Consider the following 17364-nt stretch of genomic DNA (forward strand, 5'->3'; position numbering starts at 1 on the left):
GCTTGTGTCACCTTGGAGGTGAGGGTGTCCCAGATCGCAGGCGAGCCCGGGACTCAGGACTTCGTGGAAGTCCGTCTGCCCGCTGCGGGTGCCTACCTGTCCGTGTTGCGTACGGCCACGGCCGGCCTCGCAGCCCGCTTGGACTTCACCCTCGACGAAATCGAGGATCTGCGCATCGCGGTTGACGAAGCCTGCGCGATCCTGCTGCAACAGGCCGTCCCCGGCAGCGTCCTCAGCTGCGTCTTCCGGCTCATCGACGACGCACTGCAGGTGACGGTGTCGGCCCCGACGACCGACGGCCGCGCTCCCGAGCGCGACACCTTCGCCTGGACGGTGCTCTCCGCGCTGGCCGGCAAGGTCGATTCCACCGTCGCCGAGGACCGCACGGTCACCATCAGTCTGTACAAGGAGCGCGGCGCCGGTCCCGGACCGTCATGACCGAACAGGGGGCCCCGTGAAAGATCTCGAACGCGGCGCGAGGATGGCGGCGGGCGCGGTCATCCCCGGGCAGCATGCCCAGCCGCACCCGATGGGAGCGGACGACCACGGCGGCCGGTTGGACGCGGCGGAGCAGGCGGAGCGGGCGGACCACATGGACCAGAGCGAGCAGCAGGGTCGGCAGGCGGAGCAGCAGGATCCGCCGGCTGCCGGGGACCGGCCCCAGGACCGGTCCCCCGCGGAGCGGCAGGCCGCGCACGACCGCGGCGGCGCCCGCGCGATGTTCTACGAGCTGCGCAAGCTCCCCGACGGCTCCCCGGAGCGTGCCGAGCTGCGCAACACCCTCGTGCGGATGCACCTGCCGCTGGTCGAGCACCTGGCCCGGCGGTTCCGCAACCGCGGTGAGCCGCTCGACGACCTGACCCAGGTCGCCACGATCGGTCTGATCAAGTCGGTGGACCGGTTCGACCCGGACCGCGGCGTGGAGTTCTCCACCTACGCCACGCCCACCGTCGTCGGCGAGATCAAGCGGCACTTCCGTGACAAGGGGTGGGCGGTCCGGGTTCCGCGGCGCCTCCAGGAGCTGCGGCTGTCGCTGACCACCGCGACCGCCGAGCTCTCCCAGCGACACGGCCGGGCACCCACCGTGCACGAGCTGGCCGAGCACCTGGGGATCTCCGAGGAGGAGGTCCTGGAGGGCCTGGAGTCGGCGAACGCCTACAGCACCCTCTCCCTCGACGTCCCGGACACCGACGACGAGTCGCCGGCCGTCGCCGACACCCTGGGGGCCGAGGACGAGGCGCTGGAGGGCGTGGAGTACCGCGAGTCCCTCAAGCCGCTGCTGGAGGACCTGCCGCCGCGCGAGAAGAAGATCCTGCTGCTGCGGTTCTTCGGGAACATGACCCAGTCGCAGATCGCCCAGGAGGTCGGCATCTCCCAGATGCACGTCTCCCGCCTGCTGGCCCGCACCCTGGCCCAACTGCGCGACAAGCTGCTGGTAGAGGAGTAACACCGGCGGCACCGGCCGAGCCACGTTGCTGGTGCGGGCACCAGCAACGACCGGCACCAACAACGACCAGTAAAAGCAACGGCCGGCACCGGTACCAGCACCGGCACCGGCACCGGCACCGATCCAGACATCGGGAACATCACCCCACCCCACCGCGTTGTGGCCCCGCAGGGGGCGCCGACGACCCGTACGGGATCCGTTCGGCCCACCCCTACGGGGCCACATGCATGCGTGCGCGTGCGCCGGGCCGCCTCAGGAAACCGCGGCGCGCCTCAGTCCTACGGGGTCTCCCGCGGGGCGATGCCCAGCGCCGTGGTCGCGGTCGGATTGACCAACAGCACGAGGACGACCAGCGCCGCCACCGCCAGCGCTCCGCCGGCGGCGATCAGTGCGCCGCCGCCCTTGATCAGCGTCCAGGCGACCGGCAGCGCCACGATCTGGGTGATCAGCGAGGGCCCCCGGCTCCACCGGCGGCGCAGCCACAGCCCCCGCGCGGCGACCAACGGCAGCACCGCCAGCGCCAGGATCGTGACCCCGCCCATTTCCGCCTGCTGCGGACTGTCGGGCGTCCCGACCATGCCGTCGATCAGCATGTACGCGCCGAGGGCGGCCAGGGCCAGGCCCTCGACGGCGGTGAGCGCCGCGGCGGCGCCGAGCCGGGCGGGCCGGGGCCCCTTGGGCTCGGACGCCGCGGGGGTGCCGGCGGCTCGCTTCGGGGACTGCTTCTGCTGACTGGTCACCCCAGCAGGGTAGCGCCGGGTCACCGCCGGGCCGGGCGTGCCCGCAGCGTGGACGGCGGCGAAGCAGGTACCGGCAGGTAGGTACGCTGCTGCATATGCGCGCACTTCTCGTGGTCAATCCCGCAGCTACCACCACGAGTGTCCGTACCCGTGAGGTGCTCACCCACGCGCTGGCCAGCGACCTCAAGCTGGAGGTCGCCGAGACGAAGTACCGCGGCCACGCCCGCGACCTGGCCCGGGAGGCCGCCGAGGGCGGCCAGACCGACCTGGTGGTGGCGCTCGGCGGGGACGGCACGGTCAACGAGGTCGTCAACGGCCTCCTGTCGACCGGCCCCGACCCGGACTCGCACCCCCGGCTCGCCGTGGTCCCCGGCGGCTCCACCAACGTCTTCGCCCGCGCCCTGGGACTGCCCAACGACGTCGTGGAGGCCACCGGCGCCCTGTTGGACGCGCTGCGTGACCGCACCGAGCGCACCGTGGGACTGGGCCTGGCCTCGGGCACGCCGGGCAGCCCGGACGAGGGGGTGCCGGCCCGCTGGTTCACCTTCTGCGCCGGCTTCGGCTTCGACGCGGGCGTAGTGGGCCGGGTCGAACAGCAGCGCGAGCGCGGCAAGCGCTCGACCCATGCCCTGTACGTGCGACAGGTCGTGCGTCAGTTCCTCGGCGAGGCGAACCGCCGCCGGGGCACCATCACGCTCGAACGGCCGGGCGACGCACCGGGCACCACCGAGGTCACCGAGAACCTCGCGATGTCCATAATCTGCAACACCGCCCCGTGGTCCTACCTGGGCAACCGTCCGATCTACCCCTCCCCCGAGGCGTCGTTCGACACCGCGCTGGACCTCTTCGCGCTGGACAAGTTCTCGATGCCGGCGGTGACCCGCTACGCCTCCCAGCTCCTCGCCTCCACACCGGACCGCGGCCCACGGGGCAAGCACGTCCTCTCACTCCACGACCTCACCGACTTCACCTTGCATTCGCAGGTGCCCCTGCCGTTTCAGATGGACGGTGACCACCTCGGACTGCGCACGAGTGTGACGTTCACAGGCGTACGCCGTGCACTGCGTGTGATTGTGTGAGCAGTAGGGCCTAAAGTCCTTTCACTCGAACGTTTAGGCTGGCTTCCACCCCCTGGAATGACGGCTGTGAGCTAGGCGACACCAAGGAATCAAAAAAAAGTTTCCGGAAGGGGTTGTATCCGTCGCCGAGGTTTGCGAGTCTCTTCATGGCGATCGGGACGGCCGCTTTACCGGCCCCCTTGAGAGCCCGAATCCTCCTCCTCATCCCACAGGACCGCACCAGTCCTTGACTGGCTTTCGGCCCTTCCCTTGTGGAGGGATTCGTGAAAGCGTTCACATTCACAAGCAACGTTCCCGTCACACGAGGAGATGGAGCAGCCATGGACTGGCGTCACCGCGCCGTTTGCCGCGAAGAAGACCCCGAGCTCTTCTTCCCCATCGGCAACACCGGTCCCGCGCTGCTGCAGATCGAGGAAGCCAAGGCCGTCTGCCGCCGCTGCCCCGTCATGGAGCAGTGCCTGCAGTGGGCGCTCGAGTCCGGCCAGGACTCGGGCGTCTGGGGTGGTCTGAGCGAGGACGAGCGCCGCGCGATGAAGCGCCGTGCAGCTCGCAACCGGGCGCGCAACGCCAGCGCCTGAGCCAACCGCCCCGTGGCCCCCGAGCCGCAGCGCGCAGTACCTTCGATGCCCGCCCGGAGCTGACGCCCGGTCGATATCGCATCGCAATAGCTTTGAGCCCCGGACCGCACACTGGTCCGGGGCTTGTTGCTGTGCCCGGGGCGCGGCCCTCCCGCCCGCCCCGCGGCCCCGTCGCCCGCCCCGGTGCTACTTCTCGGCGCGCACGGGAAGGTCGAGGAGCACCTGGGTGCCGCCCTCGGGCCGGCGGACCATGTCGAACGTTCCGCCCAACTCCCCCTCCACCAGGGTCCGCACGATCTGCAGCCCCAGGTTTCCGGTGCGGTGCGGATCGAACCCCTCGGGCAGTCCGCGGCCGTTGTCCTGGACGGTGACCAGCAGGCGGGGTTCGGTGCGGCTGCCGCCGCGCACCGCGGTGACCTCGACGGTACCGTGCTGCTCCTGGTCGAAGGCGTGCTCCAGGGCGTTCTGGACCACCTCCGTCAGCACCATCGACAGCGGGGTGGCCACCTCGGCGTCCAGGATGCCGAAGCGTCCGGTGCGGCGGGTGGTCACCTTGCCCGGGGCGATCTCCGCGACCATGGCCAGCACCCGGTCGGCGATCTCGTCGAATTCCACCCGTTCGTCGAGCGTCTGGGAGAGCGTCTCGTGCACGATCGCGATCGAACCGACCCTGCGCACGGCCTCGTTGAGCGCCTCGCGGCCCTGCTCGGATTCCATCCGGCGGGACTGCAGCCGCAGGAGGGCGGCGACCGTCTGGAGATTGTTCTTCACCCGGTGGTGAATTTCCCGAATGGTGGCGTCTTTGGTGATCAGTTCCCGTTCGCGGCGTCGCAGTTCGGTCACGTCGCGCAACAGAACCAGTGAACCGATATGCGTCCCCTTGGGCTTGAGCGGAATGGCGCGCAATTGGATCACGCCCTCCTCGCCCTCGACCTCGAATTCCCGCGGGGCCCAGCCGCTGGCCAGTTTGACCAGCGCCTCGTCCACCGGGCCGCGGGCCGGGGCCAGTTCGGCGGTGGCCTGGCCGAGGTGGTGGCCCACGAGGTCGGCGGCGAGGCCGAGCCGGTGGTAGGCGGAGAGCGCGTTGGGGCTGGCGTACTGGACGACGCCGTCGGCGTCGAGCCGGATCAGTCCGTCGCCGGCGCGCGGCGAGGCGTCCATGTCGACCTGCTGGCCGGGGAAGGGAAACGTTCCGGCAGCGATCATCTGGGCCAGGTCGGAGGCGCTCTGGAGGTAGGTCAACTCCAGCCGGCTGGGGGTCCGTACGGTGAGCAGGTTGGTGTTCCGGGCGATCACTCCGAGGACCCGGCCCTCGCGGCGGACCGGGATCGACTCGACCCGCACCGGCACCTCCTCGCGCCACTCCGGGTCGCCCTCGCGCACGATGCGGCCCTCGTCCAGGGCGGAGTCCAGCATCGGCCGGCGGCCCCGGGGCACGAGGTGGCCGACCATGTCGTCCTGGTAGGAGGTGGGTCCGGTGTTGGGCCGCATCTGGGCCACCGACACGTAGCGGGTGCCGTCGAGGGTGGGGACCCACAGCACGAGGTCGGCGAAGGAGAGGTCGGAGAGCAGTTGCCACTCCGAGACCAACAGGTGCAGCCACTCCAGGTCGGAGTCGCCCAGAGCGGTGTGCTGGCGTACGAGATCGTTCATCGAGGGCACACCTGGGAGCCTACCGGCGTACGGTATGTGTTGTGCCTGCACGGCCATGGACACGGCAGAATGGTCTAGTCCAGAATGTGCGGTGCGGCATTTCGGGGGAAACCCCGAACCATTGAAGCCTCCGCCCTCCCCGCACAGGAGGGCGGATAGAGGCCCACGGCGCTCTCTGCCCTGACTGCGCCCAGGCCTCCGATCGACCGGTCCCAGGACGGGACGGCGTCCCCAACCGCACAGGGGGCGCGCCCCGCCCGTAGAACGGGCCCGGCCGATGTCAGCTCCGGGCTGCGGTGCCGGACAGGTTGAGGGTCCTGTCCCGGCGCCGCGGCCCGCGGGTGTTTTCGGGGTCGATGTCAGACCCGCTCGCCCTCGGACGGCTCCACCGCGTGCGGCCGTTCCTCGTGCACCTCCACCACGCTCGGCCAGGCGTTCATCGCCAGGGCGGCGACCGCTTCCAGGGTCGTCCGGTCCGTGCCGTCGCGCGCGGACTGCGACATCCCGGCGACGATCGCGCTCACGTAGGCGGCCAGTGCCGGCGCGTCCGTGTCGGCGGGGAGTTCGCCGATGGCGACGTCCGCCCGGATCGCGCGCTCGATCTCGCGGAGGTTCGACTGCCGCTTCTGCCGCAGGGAGTCGGCGACCTCCGCGGAGGCGGGGGCGGTGTTCAGCGCGGCGCTGATGACCATGCACCCGCGCGGGCGGTCCGGGACGGTGTATTCGGCCGCGGCCTCGCGCAGCGCCCGCTCCACGCCGCGGCGGGCGGTGGGCTCCTCGGCGAGCGCGCGGGTGATGAAGCCGCCGTAGAGCTGCCCGTAGACGGTGATCGCCTCGTCGAACAGGGCCCGCTTGTCGCCGAAGGCGGCGTAGAGGCTGGGGGCGCTGATCCCCATCTCGCGGGTGAGGTCCGAGATGGAGGTGGCTTCGTAGCCGTGCTCCCAGAATGAGCGGACCGCCTTCTCCAGTGCCGTGTCGCGGTCGAACGACCGGGGCCGGCCGCGCCGCTTGGTCTCCTTGGCCACCATGGAGTGAATTCTATAGCGGTCGATAAGAAACGCGTGCTACGGTTTTTGTGTAGCGAGCACTACAGAAAGGGCTCGCCGGACGACCGGGTGTCCGTGCGCGGGTAGCGCGCGGACGCGCAGAAGAAGGGGAGGGGTCACGATGGGTGCTCTGAGCGGCAGGACGGCACTGGTGACGGGCGGCGGCCGGGGGATCGGCCGGGCCATCTCGGAGCGACTGGGGCGCGACGGCGCCCGGGTCGGGGTGCACTACGCCAGCGACGAGACGGCGGCGAAGGAGACGGTCGCGGCGATCGAGGCGGCGGGCGGCGAGGCGTTCACGCTGCGCGCCGGACTCGGGGAGCCGGGCGACGCCGAGGCGCTGTGGACCGCGTTCGACGCCCACGCCGACGGGCTGGACGTCCTGGTCAACAACGCGGGGATCAACAAGACGCTGGACGGCACCCTGCGCCCGTTCGGTGAGATGACGCGCGGCGACGTCGAGCGCCTCTTCGCGGTCAACTCCACCGCACCGTTCTTCGTGATCCAGGAGGGGTTGTCCCGCCTGCGGGACGGCGGACGGATCGTCAACGTCTCCACGCGGCTGACCCAGGGCGCCGCGCGGTCGGACCTGATCGCCTATGCGATGTCCAAGGGGCCCGTCGACGTGCTGACCCGCTCGTTGGCGAAGGAGCTCGGCCCCCGCGGCATCACCGTCAACGCGGTGGCACCGGGCGCGGTCGACACCGACATGAACGCCGGCTGGCTGCGCGGCGAGACGAACGCCGAGGCCCGCGCCGCGACCGGCGCGCTCTCCCCGCTGGGGCGGGTGGCCGGACCCACCGAGATCAGCGACATCGTGGGCTTCCTCGCCTCGGAGGACAGCCGGTGGGTGACGGGCCAGTGGATAGACGCCACGGGCGGCGCCCTGCTCTGACAGCCGCGCGCCCGCCCTGGCGCCCCGTTCCGTCACCCCGTCGCCGCACCCCGTCCGCCCCGTGGTGCGGTCACCACGGCGACGGGGAACGGTCAGGAAAACGTGCCCTTTCGTTCAGCGACGCCACGGGGTCAGGGCCGGCCTCCTCTGCTAGATTGGTCTATACCACATAGCCCATTCTCCAGAACGGCAGGCCAAGCGTGGAAGTTGTCATCGTCCCGGACGCCGCGGCAGGCGGCGCGCTCATCGCGGAGGCCATCGCCACCCTGGTGCGCCGCAAGCCCGAGGCGCTGCTCGGCGTGGCCACCGGCTCGACCCCGTTGCCCATCTACGAGGCGCTGGCGGCGAAGGTCCGGGCCGGTGCGGTGGACGCCTCGCGCGCGCGGATCTGCCAGCTCGACGAGTACGTGGGCCTGCCCGCCGGGCACCCGGAGTCGTACCGCTCGGTGGTGTTGCGCGAGGTGGTGGAGCCGCTGGGGCTCGACGAGAGCGCGTTCATGGGGCCGGACGGCACCGCGCTGGACGTGCCGGCCGCCTGCACGGCGTACGACGAGGCGCTGCGCGAGGCCGGCGGGGTGGACCTCCAGCTGCTCGGCATCGGCACCGACGGGCACATCGGCTTCAACGAGCCCTGCTCGTCGCTGGCTTCCCGTACCCGCATCAAGACGCTGACCCAGCAGACCCGGGAGGACAACGCCCGCTTCTTCGACAGCCCGGACGAGGTCCCGCACCACGTCATCACCCAGGGCATCGGCACCATCCTGGAGGCGCGTCACCTGGTGCTGTTGGCCACGGGCGAGGGCAAGGCAGACGCGGTGGCCCAGGCCGTCGAGGGTCCCCTCGCCGCGCTGGTCCCGGCCTCGGCACTCCAGATGCACCCGCACGCCACGGTGGTCGTCGACGAGGCCGCGGCGTCCAAGCTGAAGCTGGCCGACTACTTCCGGGCGACCTACGCCGCCAAGCCGGCGTGGCAGGGGCTCTGACGGCACCGACCGACGGCCTGAGGGCCCGTGCCGGTGCCGGCCCCTGAGGGGCGGGCGCCGGGGCGGGCCCTCGGTGCGTTGCGGGGCGGGGCGGGGGTAACTCCGCGCGGGGAGCCGCCCGTCAGGGGCGGGGAACGTCAGGGGCGGGGACCGTCAGGAGCAGGGTCGGTCAGGGACGGGGTCCGTCAAGGTCGGTGCCTGTCAGGGGCGGTGGGGTCGGCACCCGTCGGGGCCCTTACCCGGGCGCGGTCAGGGGCGGATTCCGGTGAGGGCCTCCGCGGCGGCCTGGCTGCAGACGCGGGCGGCGCCGTGGGTGGCGAGGTGGGGGGTGCCCTGGGGCGGGGTCTGGGGGACGCCCATCTCGACGACGGCGGTGCGGGGGCGGGCGGCCAGCAGGGCGTGCAGGGCGTCGGCCATCCACGGGTGGCGGTGCAGGTCGCGGACGACGGCGACGACGGGGCGGTCGCCGGCGGCGGCGAGCAGGGTGTCGACGAGGGCGCGGGTCCCGGCCGCGGCGTCCTCGGCCGTGTAGGCGCCGGTCTCGGTGCCGGGGAGGAGGCGGGAGAGTTCGGCGGCGATGCCCCAGGGGGTTTCGTCACCGACGGCGATGTTGGCGAGGGGGGTGAAGGCGGCCACGTAGGCGGGTCGGGTAAGTGGCTCGTGCGGGGTGGCGGAGGTCAGGCGGAGGGCCCGGCGGGCGGCGGTCAGCCCGATCCCGGGCGCGGGCGCGGTCCCCTCCCCCGCGCCCGCGTCCCGAGTCCAGTGCGCCAGGGTGCGGACCCGCGCCGCGGCGTCGGCCAGCCGCTCCTCCGGCAGTTCGCCGTCCCGGACCGCGCGCACCAGGGCGTCGCGCAGTCTCAGCACGGTGTCCTCGTCGGCCAGTCCACCGCCGACGCAGATCGCGTCGGCACCGGCGGCGAGCGCCAGTACGCTGCCGCGTTCGATGCCGTAGGCGGCGGCGATGGCCCGCATCTCGATGCCGTCGGTGACGATCAGTCCGTCGAAGCCGAGGCCGCCCTCGGTGGCGGGGGCGCGCAGCAGCCCGTGCAGCGCGGCGGGGCTGAGCGTGGCGGGCCGCTCGGTGTCCAGGGCGGGCAGCAGGATGTGGGCGCTCATCACCGCGCGGGTGCCGGCGGCCACCGCGGCGCGGAACGGCACCAGTTCGCGTTCCCGGAGCGTCGTCAGGTCGGCGGTGATGCGCGGGAGGTCGTGGTGGGAGTCGGTGTCGGTGTCGCCGTGGCCGGGGAAGTGCTTGGTGCAGGCGGCGACGCCGGCGGACTGCAGTCCCTGGACGTAGGCGGCGGTGTGCCGGGCGACGAGGGCGGGATCGGCGCCGAAGGAGCGGACGCCGATGACGGGGTTGGCGGGGTTGGAGTTGACGTCGGCGGACGGGGCCCAGTTGACGTTGATGCCGCAGTCGGCGAGGCGGCGGCCGAGTTCGCGGGCGACGGCCCGGGTCAGGTCGGGGTCGTCGACGGCGCCCAGGGCGAGGTTGCCGGGGAAGGAGGAGCCGCCGCGCACTTCGAGGCGGGTGACGTCGCCGCCCTCCTCGTCGATGGCGACCAGCAGGTCCGGGCGCGCCTCGCGCAACCGGCCGGTGAGCGCGGCGAGTTGTGCGGCGTCGTGCACGTTGCGGCCGAAGAGGGCGACGGTCGTCAGGCCCTCGTCCAGGCGGTGCAGCAGCCAGTCGGGGGCGGTGGTGCCCGTGAAGCCGGGCTGGAGGACGGCGAGCGCGTCGCGGGTGAGGGTGTCGGCGGAGCGGCTGACGGTGGTCATGGGCTATCCCTTCACTGCGCCGGAGGTGAGACCGCCGACCGCCTTGCGCTGGAGGAACAGGAAGAGGATCAGGATGGGGAGGGCGAAGAGCGACGCGGCGGCCATGGTGGCGCCCCAGTCGTCACCGAACTGGGTCTGGAACTGCGAGAGCCACAGCGGCAGGGTGCCGGCGCCGGGCTCCTTGTTGAGGACCAGCACCAGCGGGAACTCGTTCCAGGCGGTGATGAAGCCGAAGAGGGAGGTGGCCATCAGGCCGGGGGCCAGCAGCGGCAGGACGACCTTGACGAACGCCTGTCGGCGCGAGCAGCCGTCGACCATCGCGGACTCCTCCAACTCCTTGGGCACCGCGGCGACGTAGCCGCGCAGCGTCAGCAGGGTGAAGGGGAGCACCATCAGCATGTAGAAGAAGGTGAGCGGCAGCAGGCTGTTGAGCAGGTCGGCGTCCCGGACGATCAGGTAGATCGAGATCACCATGACCTCCCAGGGCGCCATCTGGGCGACCATGAAGGTCAGCAGGATGCCCCGGCGGCCCTTGAAGCGCATCCGGGCGATGGCGAACGAACCGCACAGCCCGATGACCAGCGACAGTCCGACGGCGACCACGGTCACCACGACGGAGTTCCCGGCCAGGCGCCAGAAGTTCGGCGCGTCCACGGCCGTCACGAAGTGCGAGACGGTGCCGTGGAACGGGAACCACACCGGGTCCTCGCTGAGGATGTCCTGGGTCGGCTTGAAGGCCGTGGCGAACATCCAGTACACGGGGAAGACGAACAGCAGCGCGAGGACGGCGGCGGTCGCGTTGGGCCAGATCCGGCCGGCGAGTGAGCGCTTCACAGCGCGTCCTCCTCTTGCTTGAGGGTCAGGCGCAGGTAGTACGCGGTGAGGGCGAGCAGCACGACGATGGTCAGGACGGAGATGGCGGCGCCCATGCCGAAGTGGAGGTTGCCGACGCCCTCGGTGAAGGCGTAGATCGGCAGCGTCTCGGTGAGCCGGTCCGGGCCGCCCTGGTTGATCGCGAAGATCTGCGGGAACGCCTTGAAGACCCAGATGACTTCGAGGAACGTCGTGGCCAGGAAGAAGGGGCGCAGGAAGGGGAAGGTGACGGAGGTGAAGATCTTCCAGGTGCCGGCGCCGTCCATCCGGGCCGCTTCGTAGAGCTCCTTGGAGATGGTCGTGGTGGCCGCGTAGAGGTTGAGGGCCACGAAGGGCAGCGACTGCCAGACGATCAGGACGGTGATCACGAAGAAGGTGGACAACTGGGTGCCGACCCAGTCGTAGTGGGCCATGGCGTGCCAACCGAGGTGGTCCAGCAGCCAGTTGACGACGCCGTAGCGGGAGTCGAAGAGCCACTGGAAGACGGTGGTGGCGGCGATCGACGGCATCGCCCAGGCCAGCACCAGCGCCGCCGACAGCACCAGGCGCATCTTCGTGCCGAGCCGGGCCAGCAGCAGTCCGAGCAGGGTGCCCAGCACCATGATCAGCACGACGTTGACGGCGGTGAAGACGATGGTGCGGCCGGTGACCCGCCAGAACTGCTCGCTGCCCAGCACCTCCTGGTAGTTGCCCAGGCCCCGCCAGTCGGTGAGGTGCTGGATCAGCTCCTTCATGTTGAGGTTCTGGAAGGAGAGCACCAGGTTGCGGACGAGGGGCCAGCCCAGGAAGACCGCGGTGGCGAGCAGGGCCGGGAGCAGCAGGAGGTAGGGGGCGGACCGTCGGCCGCCGGAGCCGCTCCGGGCGGGCGGTGCGCCGCCCTTGCCGGTCCGCGGCGCGGTCCGCCCCGCCGCTTCGTCGAGCTGCACTGCCATGAGCGTGTGGTCCCCTCGTTCCCGTGGATGTGCGGGTGGTGCGGTGGAGGCGGCCGCCGGCACCGCGGGGTGCCGGCCCGGCGCGGTGCCGGCGGCCGCGGTCGCTGCTTTCCGGGCGTACGGGCGGGGCCCCGCGGGACCGCCCGGCCCGTGCGCGTGCGGTGGCCGGCTACTGCTTGGCGAGCCGGGAGTTGATCTCGGACTCGATGTCCTTGGCGGCGTCGGTCGGTGCCTTGCCGTTCAGGACCGCGGTCATGTAGTTCTTGATCGGGTTCGGCACGTTCTCCACCGCGGCCCACTGCGGGATCAGCGGGGTGGTGCCGCCGGACTTCTCGGCGGCCGGGGCGGCGGCCGCGGCGGCCGGGTTGTCCTTGGCGGCGCCGGCCAGGGCCGGGGACTTGGGCGTCCAGCCGGATTCCTTCACCATCTGGGCGTCGTTGTCCTTGGAGAGCGCGACCTTCAGGAATTCCTTGGCGAGTTCCTGGTTCTTGCTCATTCCGGCGACCGCGAAGTTGGAACCGCCGAGGAAGACGCCCTCGGGCTTGGCGGCGTTCTCCCCCGGAATGGTGAAGAATCCGATGTCTTCCTTGATCTTCGGATTGGCCTTGATGGCGGTCGCGGCCTCGTAGCCCATGGCGATGAGGGCGCCGGTCTTCCCCTTGGCGAAGACTTCGGCCTGCTGCGGAGTTGCCTCGTCCTTGTTCTTGGGGGCGCTGCTGAACGCCATGTACTGCTTGTAGATGTCCATCGCCTTGGCGACCTTGGGGTCAGCGAAATTGGACACCCATTTGCCGCTTTCCCTCTTCACCAGTTGCGCACCGGTGCCGATGGTCAGGCCGTCGAGGAAGTACCAGTTCTGGCCGGGCAGGTAGAGCGGATCGGCCTCGGTCTTCTGCTTGATGGTGTCGAAGTCGTGGAAGAGTTCGGCGCGCGTGGTGGGGAGCTTGGTGATCCCGGCCTGGGCCCAGATCTTCTTGTTGTACATCACCACGCGGTTGCCGGCGAACCACGGCAGGGCGTACTGCTTCCCGTCCGCCATCGCGGCCTTGTTGAAGGCGTCGTTCCAGTCGGCGCCGATCTCCTTCTTCAGGTCGCCGAGGTCGACCAGGGCACCGGCCTTGGCGTAGGCGGCGGTCTGGGTGTTGCCGATCTCGACGACGTCCGGCGGCGTGTCCTCCGAGAGGGCGGTGCTCAGCTTCTGCTGAATTCCGTTCCACTGCTGGACCTTGAATTCGACCGTGGCGCCGGTCTTCTTCTTGAATTGGTCGGAGACCTGCTTGGTCCATTGTTCCGGATTGGATCCGGACATCACCCATACGGTCAGCTTCTGGCCCTTGAAGCCGTCGGCGCCCGAATTGCTCTTGCCGCTCGACCCACAGGCAGCGACACTCACCAGCATTCCCGCGGCCGCGGTCGCCGCTATGAGCCCACGCTTCATCGCGTTCTCCCCCTCAAGGACGGGTGTGGCTTTAATGGTTTAGACCAGTTCCCGCAGCTTGGCCTAGACCTTTAGGGGTGTCAAGGGTGTATAAGAGTCGCTGTCAGGTCCGTTACCGGACCGACATCTGGCGGGCCGGGGCCCGCGTGGACGCATGGGCACCCCGTCCGTGCCACGATGTGAGCCGCTACGTACGGAGGAGCCGGTGACGGCAGCACGACAGGCATCGGAAAGGCGGGTCATGGACACCGAGGCGGGCAGCGCCGACAGCAGCGGCAGTGGCGCGCGAACCGCCCGGGTGCCCAAGTACTACCGGCTCAAGCGGCATTTGCTGGAGATCACCGAGACCCTGCCACCGGGCACCCCGGTGCCGCCCGAGCGCACCCTCGCCGCGGAGTTCGACACCTCCCGCACCACCGTCCGCCAGGCGCTCCAGGAACTCGTCGTCGAGGGCCGCCTGGAGCGCATCCAGGGCAAGGGCACCTTCGTCGCCAAGCCCAAGGTCTCCCAGGCGCTGCAACTGACCTCCTACACCGAGGACATGCGGGCCCAGGGCCTGGAACCCACCTCCCAGCTGCTGGACATCGGCTACGTCACCGCCGACGACCGGCTCGCCGGGCTGCTGGACATCACCCCCGGCGGCCGGGTGCTGCGCATCGAGCGGCTGCGGCTGGCCAGCGGCGAGCCGATGGCCATCGAGACCACCCACCTTTCGGCCAAGCGGTTCCCGGCGCTGCGCCGCAACCTCGTCAAGTACACCTCCCTGTACACCGCGCTGGCCGAGGTCTACGACGTCCGGCTGGCGGAGGCCGAGGAGACCATCGAGACCTCGCTGGCCACCCCGCGCGAGGCCGGCCTGCTGGGCACCGACGTCGGCCTGCCGATGCTGATGCTGTCCCGGCACTCCCTGGACGCCCAGGGCCAGCCGGTCGAATGGGTGCGCTCGGTCTACCGCGGCGACCGCTACAAGTTCGTCGCCCGCCTCCAGCGCCCGACCGACTGACGCCCGCCGCCCGGCGCCGGCCGACCGTACGGATTCCGAACGGCACGGCGCCCGACCGCCGCCGCGCGCCCCGGGATCCGGTCCGTCCCGGTGGCCGCCCAACTCCCGCGCGGTAACCGCCGCATACCGATATGCGGACAGCTAGTGACGCGCGCCACGACCCTGCCTTAGATTTCCAGCCGGTTGCACAGGAGTTCACGAGGGACGGGAGCCACGGTCATGGCCGAGAACGCCGCACCACCGGACCGCAGACCGGTCGTCACCCCCACACGGGTAGTGGCCGGATTGTGTCTGCTCGCCCCGTTCATCGCGATGCTGTGGGTGAGTTCGTACGCCAGGATCGAGCCGACGCTGATCGGGATCCCGTTCTTCTACTGGTACCAGATGGCGTGGGTGCTGATCTCGACGGTGCTGACGTCCGTGGCCTACAAGCTGGTCCAGCGTGAGCAGCGGGCCCGCAAGGACGGTGCGGCATGACGACTCCCCCGACCACGACGCTCGCCGCGGCCCCCCAGGGCGTCGACGGCGTGGCGCTCGCCGTCTTCGTCTTCTTCTTCCTGGCCGTCACGGTCATGGGCTTCCTGGCCGCGCGCTGGCGCAAGGCGGAGCAGTCCGCCAACCTCGACGAATGGGGCCTGGGCGGCCGCAGCTTCGGCACCTGGGTGACGTGGTTCCTGCTCGGCGGCGACCTCTACACCGCCTACACGTTCGTGGCCGTTCCGGCGGCGATCTACACGGCGGGCGCGGCCGGCTTCTTCGCCGTCCCGTACACCATCCTGGTCTACCCGCTGATCTTCACCTTCCTGCCCCGGCTGTGGTCGGTCTCGCACCGGCACGGGTACGTCACCACCTCCGACTTCGTCCGCGGCCGCTTCGGCTCCAAGGGCCTGTCGCTGGCGGTGGCGCTCACCGGCCTGCTCGCCACGATGCCGTACATCGCGCTCCAACTGGTCGGCATCCAGGCCGTCCTGGACGTGCTGGGCCTCGGCGGCGGCGCGAACGCCAACTGGTTCGTCAAGGACCTGCCGCTGCTGATCGCGTTCGCCGTGCTGGCCGCGTACACCTACTCGTCCGGCCTGCGGGCGCCGGCGCTGATCGCGTTCGTCAAGGACGGACTGATCTACCTGGTCATCGCGGTGGCGATCATCTACATCCCGATCAAGCTGGGTGGCTTCGGCGAGATCTTCCACGCGGCCGGCAAGACGCTCGCGCAGCACGGGCCGACCGGCAAGCCGCGCGGCGAACTGGCCAGCGGCCCGAACGCGCAGTGGGCGTACGCCACGCTCGCGCTCGGCTCGGCACTGGCGCTGTTCATGTACCCGCACTCGATCACCGCGACGCTCTCCTCGCGCAGCCGCAACGTCATCCGCCGCAACACCACGATCCTGCCGCTCTACTCCCTGATGCTGGGCCTGCTGGCGCTGCTCGGCTTCATGGCGATCAAGGCCGGCACGGACACCCGGGGCAACGCCCAGTTGGCGATCCCGCAGCTCTTCGCGGACATGTTCCCCAGCTGGTTCGCTGGCGTGGCGTTCGCCGCGATCGGCATCGGCGCGCTGGTGCCCGCGGCGATCATGTCGATCGCCGCCGCCAACCTCTTCACCCGGAACGTCTACAAGGACTTCCTCAAGCCCCACGCCACCCCCGAGCAGGAGCACAAGGTCGCCAAGCTGGTCTCCCTCCTGGTGAAGGTCGGCGCGCTGGCCTTCGTCCTCACCATGGACAAGACCGTCGCGATCAACTTCCAGCTGCTGGGCGGCATTTGGATCCTGCAGACCATGCCGGCACTGGTCGGCGGGCTCTTCACCCGCTGGTTCCACCGCTGGGCGCTGCTGGCCGGCTGGGCGGTCGGCATGGTCTACGGCACCCTCGCCGCCTACGGGGTGGCCAGCCCGACCCAGAAGCACTTCGGCGGCTCCAACGCCCAGATCCCCGGCCTCGGCGAGATCGGCTACATCGGCCTCACCGCCTTCGTCCTGAACGTCGTGGTGACGGTCGTCCTGACGGTCGTCCTGAAGGCCCTCAAGGCCCCTGAGGGCACCGACGAGACGGTCCCCTCGGACTACACCGCCGACGTCGGCGACGCGAACGTCACCGCCGACCTGCCGCCCGCCACGGCGGAGGCGCCGGCGGGGCGCTGAGCATCGTCAGCCACGGAGGAGGGCCGTCGCGTTCACCGGGAACGCGGCGGCCCTCACCCGTGTGCGGCGCGGTGGCCGCGGAAGGTCACTTCACCCAGTCCTTGAGCGCTTCGGTTTCGAGTGTGATGCCGACGGGGTCCGGGAGATGGAGCGGCTTGCCGTACGGCACGGTGTGGATGTTCTCGTAACGGCCGTCGTCGGGCTCGCTGTAGAGCGTCACCTCGCAGGCTTCGCGGTCGATCAACAGGTAGAGAGGGATGCCGGTCTCCGCGTACGCGCGAGGCTTCTCCACCCGGTCGCGCGTGCCCGAGTCAGAGTCGTACGAAGTGACCTCAACGACCATCAGCACCGGTTCGGGATCGGCCCATTCACCCTGGCCGACGAAGGCGCCACTAGGCGCGAGCACACCGTCCGGGCGGGCCCTGCCGCCGCGATACGCCTGCACTTTCAGTCCCTGGTCCGGATAGAGCCACAGTTCAGGGCGCGCCTGGATGCAGAGCCGCGTCAGCCATTCGATGATCCGACCGTGGTCCCCGTCCGGCACAGCCCTGCTCCTGATTTTCCCGTCGATGAACTCCAACCGAGCGCCTTTTTCCAGGCGGGCGAGTATCCGGGCGACCTCTTCAAAATGCTCGGTCTCCATGATGTGCAGCGGGCTGGCGAGCGCGGTCATGAGGGCTTCTCCCTTCTTTCAACGGACGGAGCAGGGAACGTGGAACCGACGATAGTGGACACCACCGACAGTCACTTCGTGATCACCATCAGCGAAACTCCCCACCG

Annotated in this window: 17 protein-coding genes; 9 read left to right on the forward strand and 8 right to left on the reverse strand. The window is 70.5% G+C overall.

What is annotated here, in order from left to right:
* The first annotated feature begins 24 nt into the window (after positions 1-24).
* Both ABD385_RS13710 and ABD385_RS13715 read left to right on the forward strand, forming a co-directional pair.
* Positions 25-438: an ATP-binding protein gene (locus tag ABD385_RS13710; RefSeq protein WP_003985353.1), complete on the forward strand. Its 414-nt coding sequence runs from the start codon at positions 25-27 to the stop codon at positions 436-438.
* Positions 439-481: 43 nt separating this feature from the next.
* On the forward strand, positions 482-1447 hold the full coding sequence (locus tag ABD385_RS13715; protein WP_344575679.1) for an RNA polymerase sigma factor SigF: 966 nt from the start codon (positions 482-484) through the stop codon (positions 1445-1447).
* A 278-nt stretch (positions 1448-1725) separates the two neighbouring features.
* Here the strand turns inward: ABD385_RS13715 and ABD385_RS13720 are convergent, their stop codons facing one another.
* Positions 1726-2187, reverse strand: coding sequence for a hypothetical protein (locus ABD385_RS13720; RefSeq protein WP_344575464.1), 462 nt, complete (start codon positions 2185-2187; stop codon positions 1726-1728).
* A gap of 95 nt (positions 2188-2282) precedes the next feature.
* On the opposite strand from ABD385_RS13720, the gene ABD385_RS13725 reads away from it, so the two are divergent.
* Both ABD385_RS13725 and ABD385_RS13730 read left to right on the forward strand, forming a co-directional pair.
* A complete protein-coding gene (locus tag ABD385_RS13725) occupies positions 2283-3266 on the forward strand; it encodes a diacylglycerol/lipid kinase family protein (RefSeq protein ID WP_344575465.1) in 984 nt (327 codons plus the stop codon).
* A 320-nt stretch (positions 3267-3586) separates the two neighbouring features.
* On the forward strand, positions 3587-3844 hold the full coding sequence (locus tag ABD385_RS13730) for a WhiB family transcriptional regulator (RefSeq protein ID WP_003983230.1): 258 nt from the start codon (positions 3587-3589) through the stop codon (positions 3842-3844).
* A 186-nt stretch (positions 3845-4030) separates the two neighbouring features.
* Here the strand turns inward: ABD385_RS13730 and ABD385_RS13735 are convergent, their stop codons facing one another.
* Together ABD385_RS13735 and ABD385_RS13740 are read right to left on the reverse strand one after the other, a co-directional pair.
* The gene (locus ABD385_RS13735; RefSeq protein WP_344575466.1) at positions 4031-5497 is read right to left on the reverse strand and encodes a sensor histidine kinase; all 1467 of its coding nucleotides are present in this window, start codon (positions 5495-5497) and stop codon (positions 4031-4033) included.
* A gap of 359 nt (positions 5498-5856) precedes the next feature.
* A complete protein-coding gene (locus tag ABD385_RS13740; protein ID WP_344575467.1) occupies positions 5857-6525 on the reverse strand; it encodes a TetR/AcrR family transcriptional regulator in 669 nt (222 codons plus the stop codon).
* Positions 6526-6664: 139 nt separating this feature from the next.
* On the opposite strand from ABD385_RS13740, the gene ABD385_RS13745 reads away from it, so the two are divergent.
* Together ABD385_RS13745 and nagB are read left to right on the forward strand one after the other, a co-directional pair.
* Entirely contained in the window at positions 6665-7438 is a 774-nt protein-coding gene (locus tag ABD385_RS13745) for an SDR family oxidoreductase (protein ID WP_344575468.1), read from the forward strand.
* Between the two features lie 200 nt (positions 7439-7638).
* Positions 7639-8421, forward strand: a complete 783-nt coding sequence (nagB, locus tag ABD385_RS13750; protein WP_344575469.1) for a glucosamine-6-phosphate deaminase — start codon at positions 7639-7641, stop codon at positions 8419-8421.
* A 249-nt stretch (positions 8422-8670) separates the two neighbouring features.
* On the opposite strand, the gene ABD385_RS13755 is transcribed toward nagB, so the two are convergent.
* The 4 genes from ABD385_RS13755 to ABD385_RS13770 all read right to left on the reverse strand — a co-directional run bounded on the left by ABD385_RS13755 (position 8671) and on the right by ABD385_RS13770 (position 13440).
* Positions 8671-10197: a glycoside hydrolase family 3 protein gene (locus tag ABD385_RS13755; protein ID WP_344575470.1), complete on the reverse strand. Its 1527-nt coding sequence runs from the start codon at positions 10195-10197 to the stop codon at positions 8671-8673.
* Between the two features lie 3 nt (positions 10198-10200).
* The gene (locus ABD385_RS13760) at positions 10201-11031 is read right to left on the reverse strand and encodes a carbohydrate ABC transporter permease (protein ID WP_344575471.1); all 831 of its coding nucleotides are present in this window, start codon (positions 11029-11031) and stop codon (positions 10201-10203) included.
* Positions 11028-12002 carry a carbohydrate ABC transporter permease gene (locus tag ABD385_RS13765; RefSeq protein ID WP_344575472.1) on the reverse strand — a complete coding sequence of 325 codons (975 nt, stop codon included), beginning with the start codon at positions 12000-12002 and terminating at the stop codon, positions 11028-11030. Before ABD385_RS13765 ends, ABD385_RS13760 begins: the two co-directional genes overlap by 4 nt.
* Before the next feature lie 169 nt (positions 12003-12171).
* Positions 12172-13440 carry an extracellular solute-binding protein gene (locus ABD385_RS13770; protein ID WP_344575473.1) on the reverse strand — a complete coding sequence of 423 codons (1269 nt, stop codon included), beginning with the start codon at positions 13438-13440 and terminating at the stop codon, positions 12172-12174.
* Between the two features lie 241 nt (positions 13441-13681).
* On the opposite strand from ABD385_RS13770, the gene ABD385_RS13775 reads away from it, so the two are divergent.
* From ABD385_RS13775 to mctP, 3 genes are all read left to right on the forward strand, one after another.
* Positions 13682-14443: a GntR family transcriptional regulator gene (locus ABD385_RS13775; RefSeq protein ID WP_344575474.1), complete on the forward strand. Its 762-nt coding sequence runs from the start codon at positions 13682-13684 to the stop codon at positions 14441-14443.
* A gap of 219 nt (positions 14444-14662) precedes the next feature.
* Positions 14663-14920 (forward strand): DUF3311 domain-containing protein, encoded by a 258-nt coding sequence (locus ABD385_RS13780; RefSeq protein ID WP_344575475.1) that lies wholly within the window; start codon positions 14663-14665, stop codon positions 14918-14920.
* Positions 14917-16584 (forward strand): monocarboxylate uptake permease MctP, encoded by a 1668-nt coding sequence (gene mctP, locus ABD385_RS13785; RefSeq protein WP_344575476.1) that lies wholly within the window; start codon positions 14917-14919, stop codon positions 16582-16584. The genes ABD385_RS13780 and mctP overlap by 4 nt, the downstream gene beginning before the upstream one ends.
* Positions 16585-16669: 85 nt before the next feature.
* On the opposite strand, the gene ABD385_RS13790 is transcribed toward mctP, so the two are convergent.
* Entirely contained in the window at positions 16670-17257 is a 588-nt protein-coding gene (locus tag ABD385_RS13790; RefSeq protein WP_344575477.1) for a Uma2 family endonuclease, read from the reverse strand.
* Positions 17258-17364 lie beyond the last annotated feature (107 nt).

Source organism: Streptomyces lunalinharesii, from assembly GCF_039532155.1.
In the GTDB taxonomy this organism is placed as follows: Bacteria; Actinomycetota; Actinomycetes; order Streptomycetales; family Streptomycetaceae; genus Streptomyces; species Streptomyces lunalinharesii.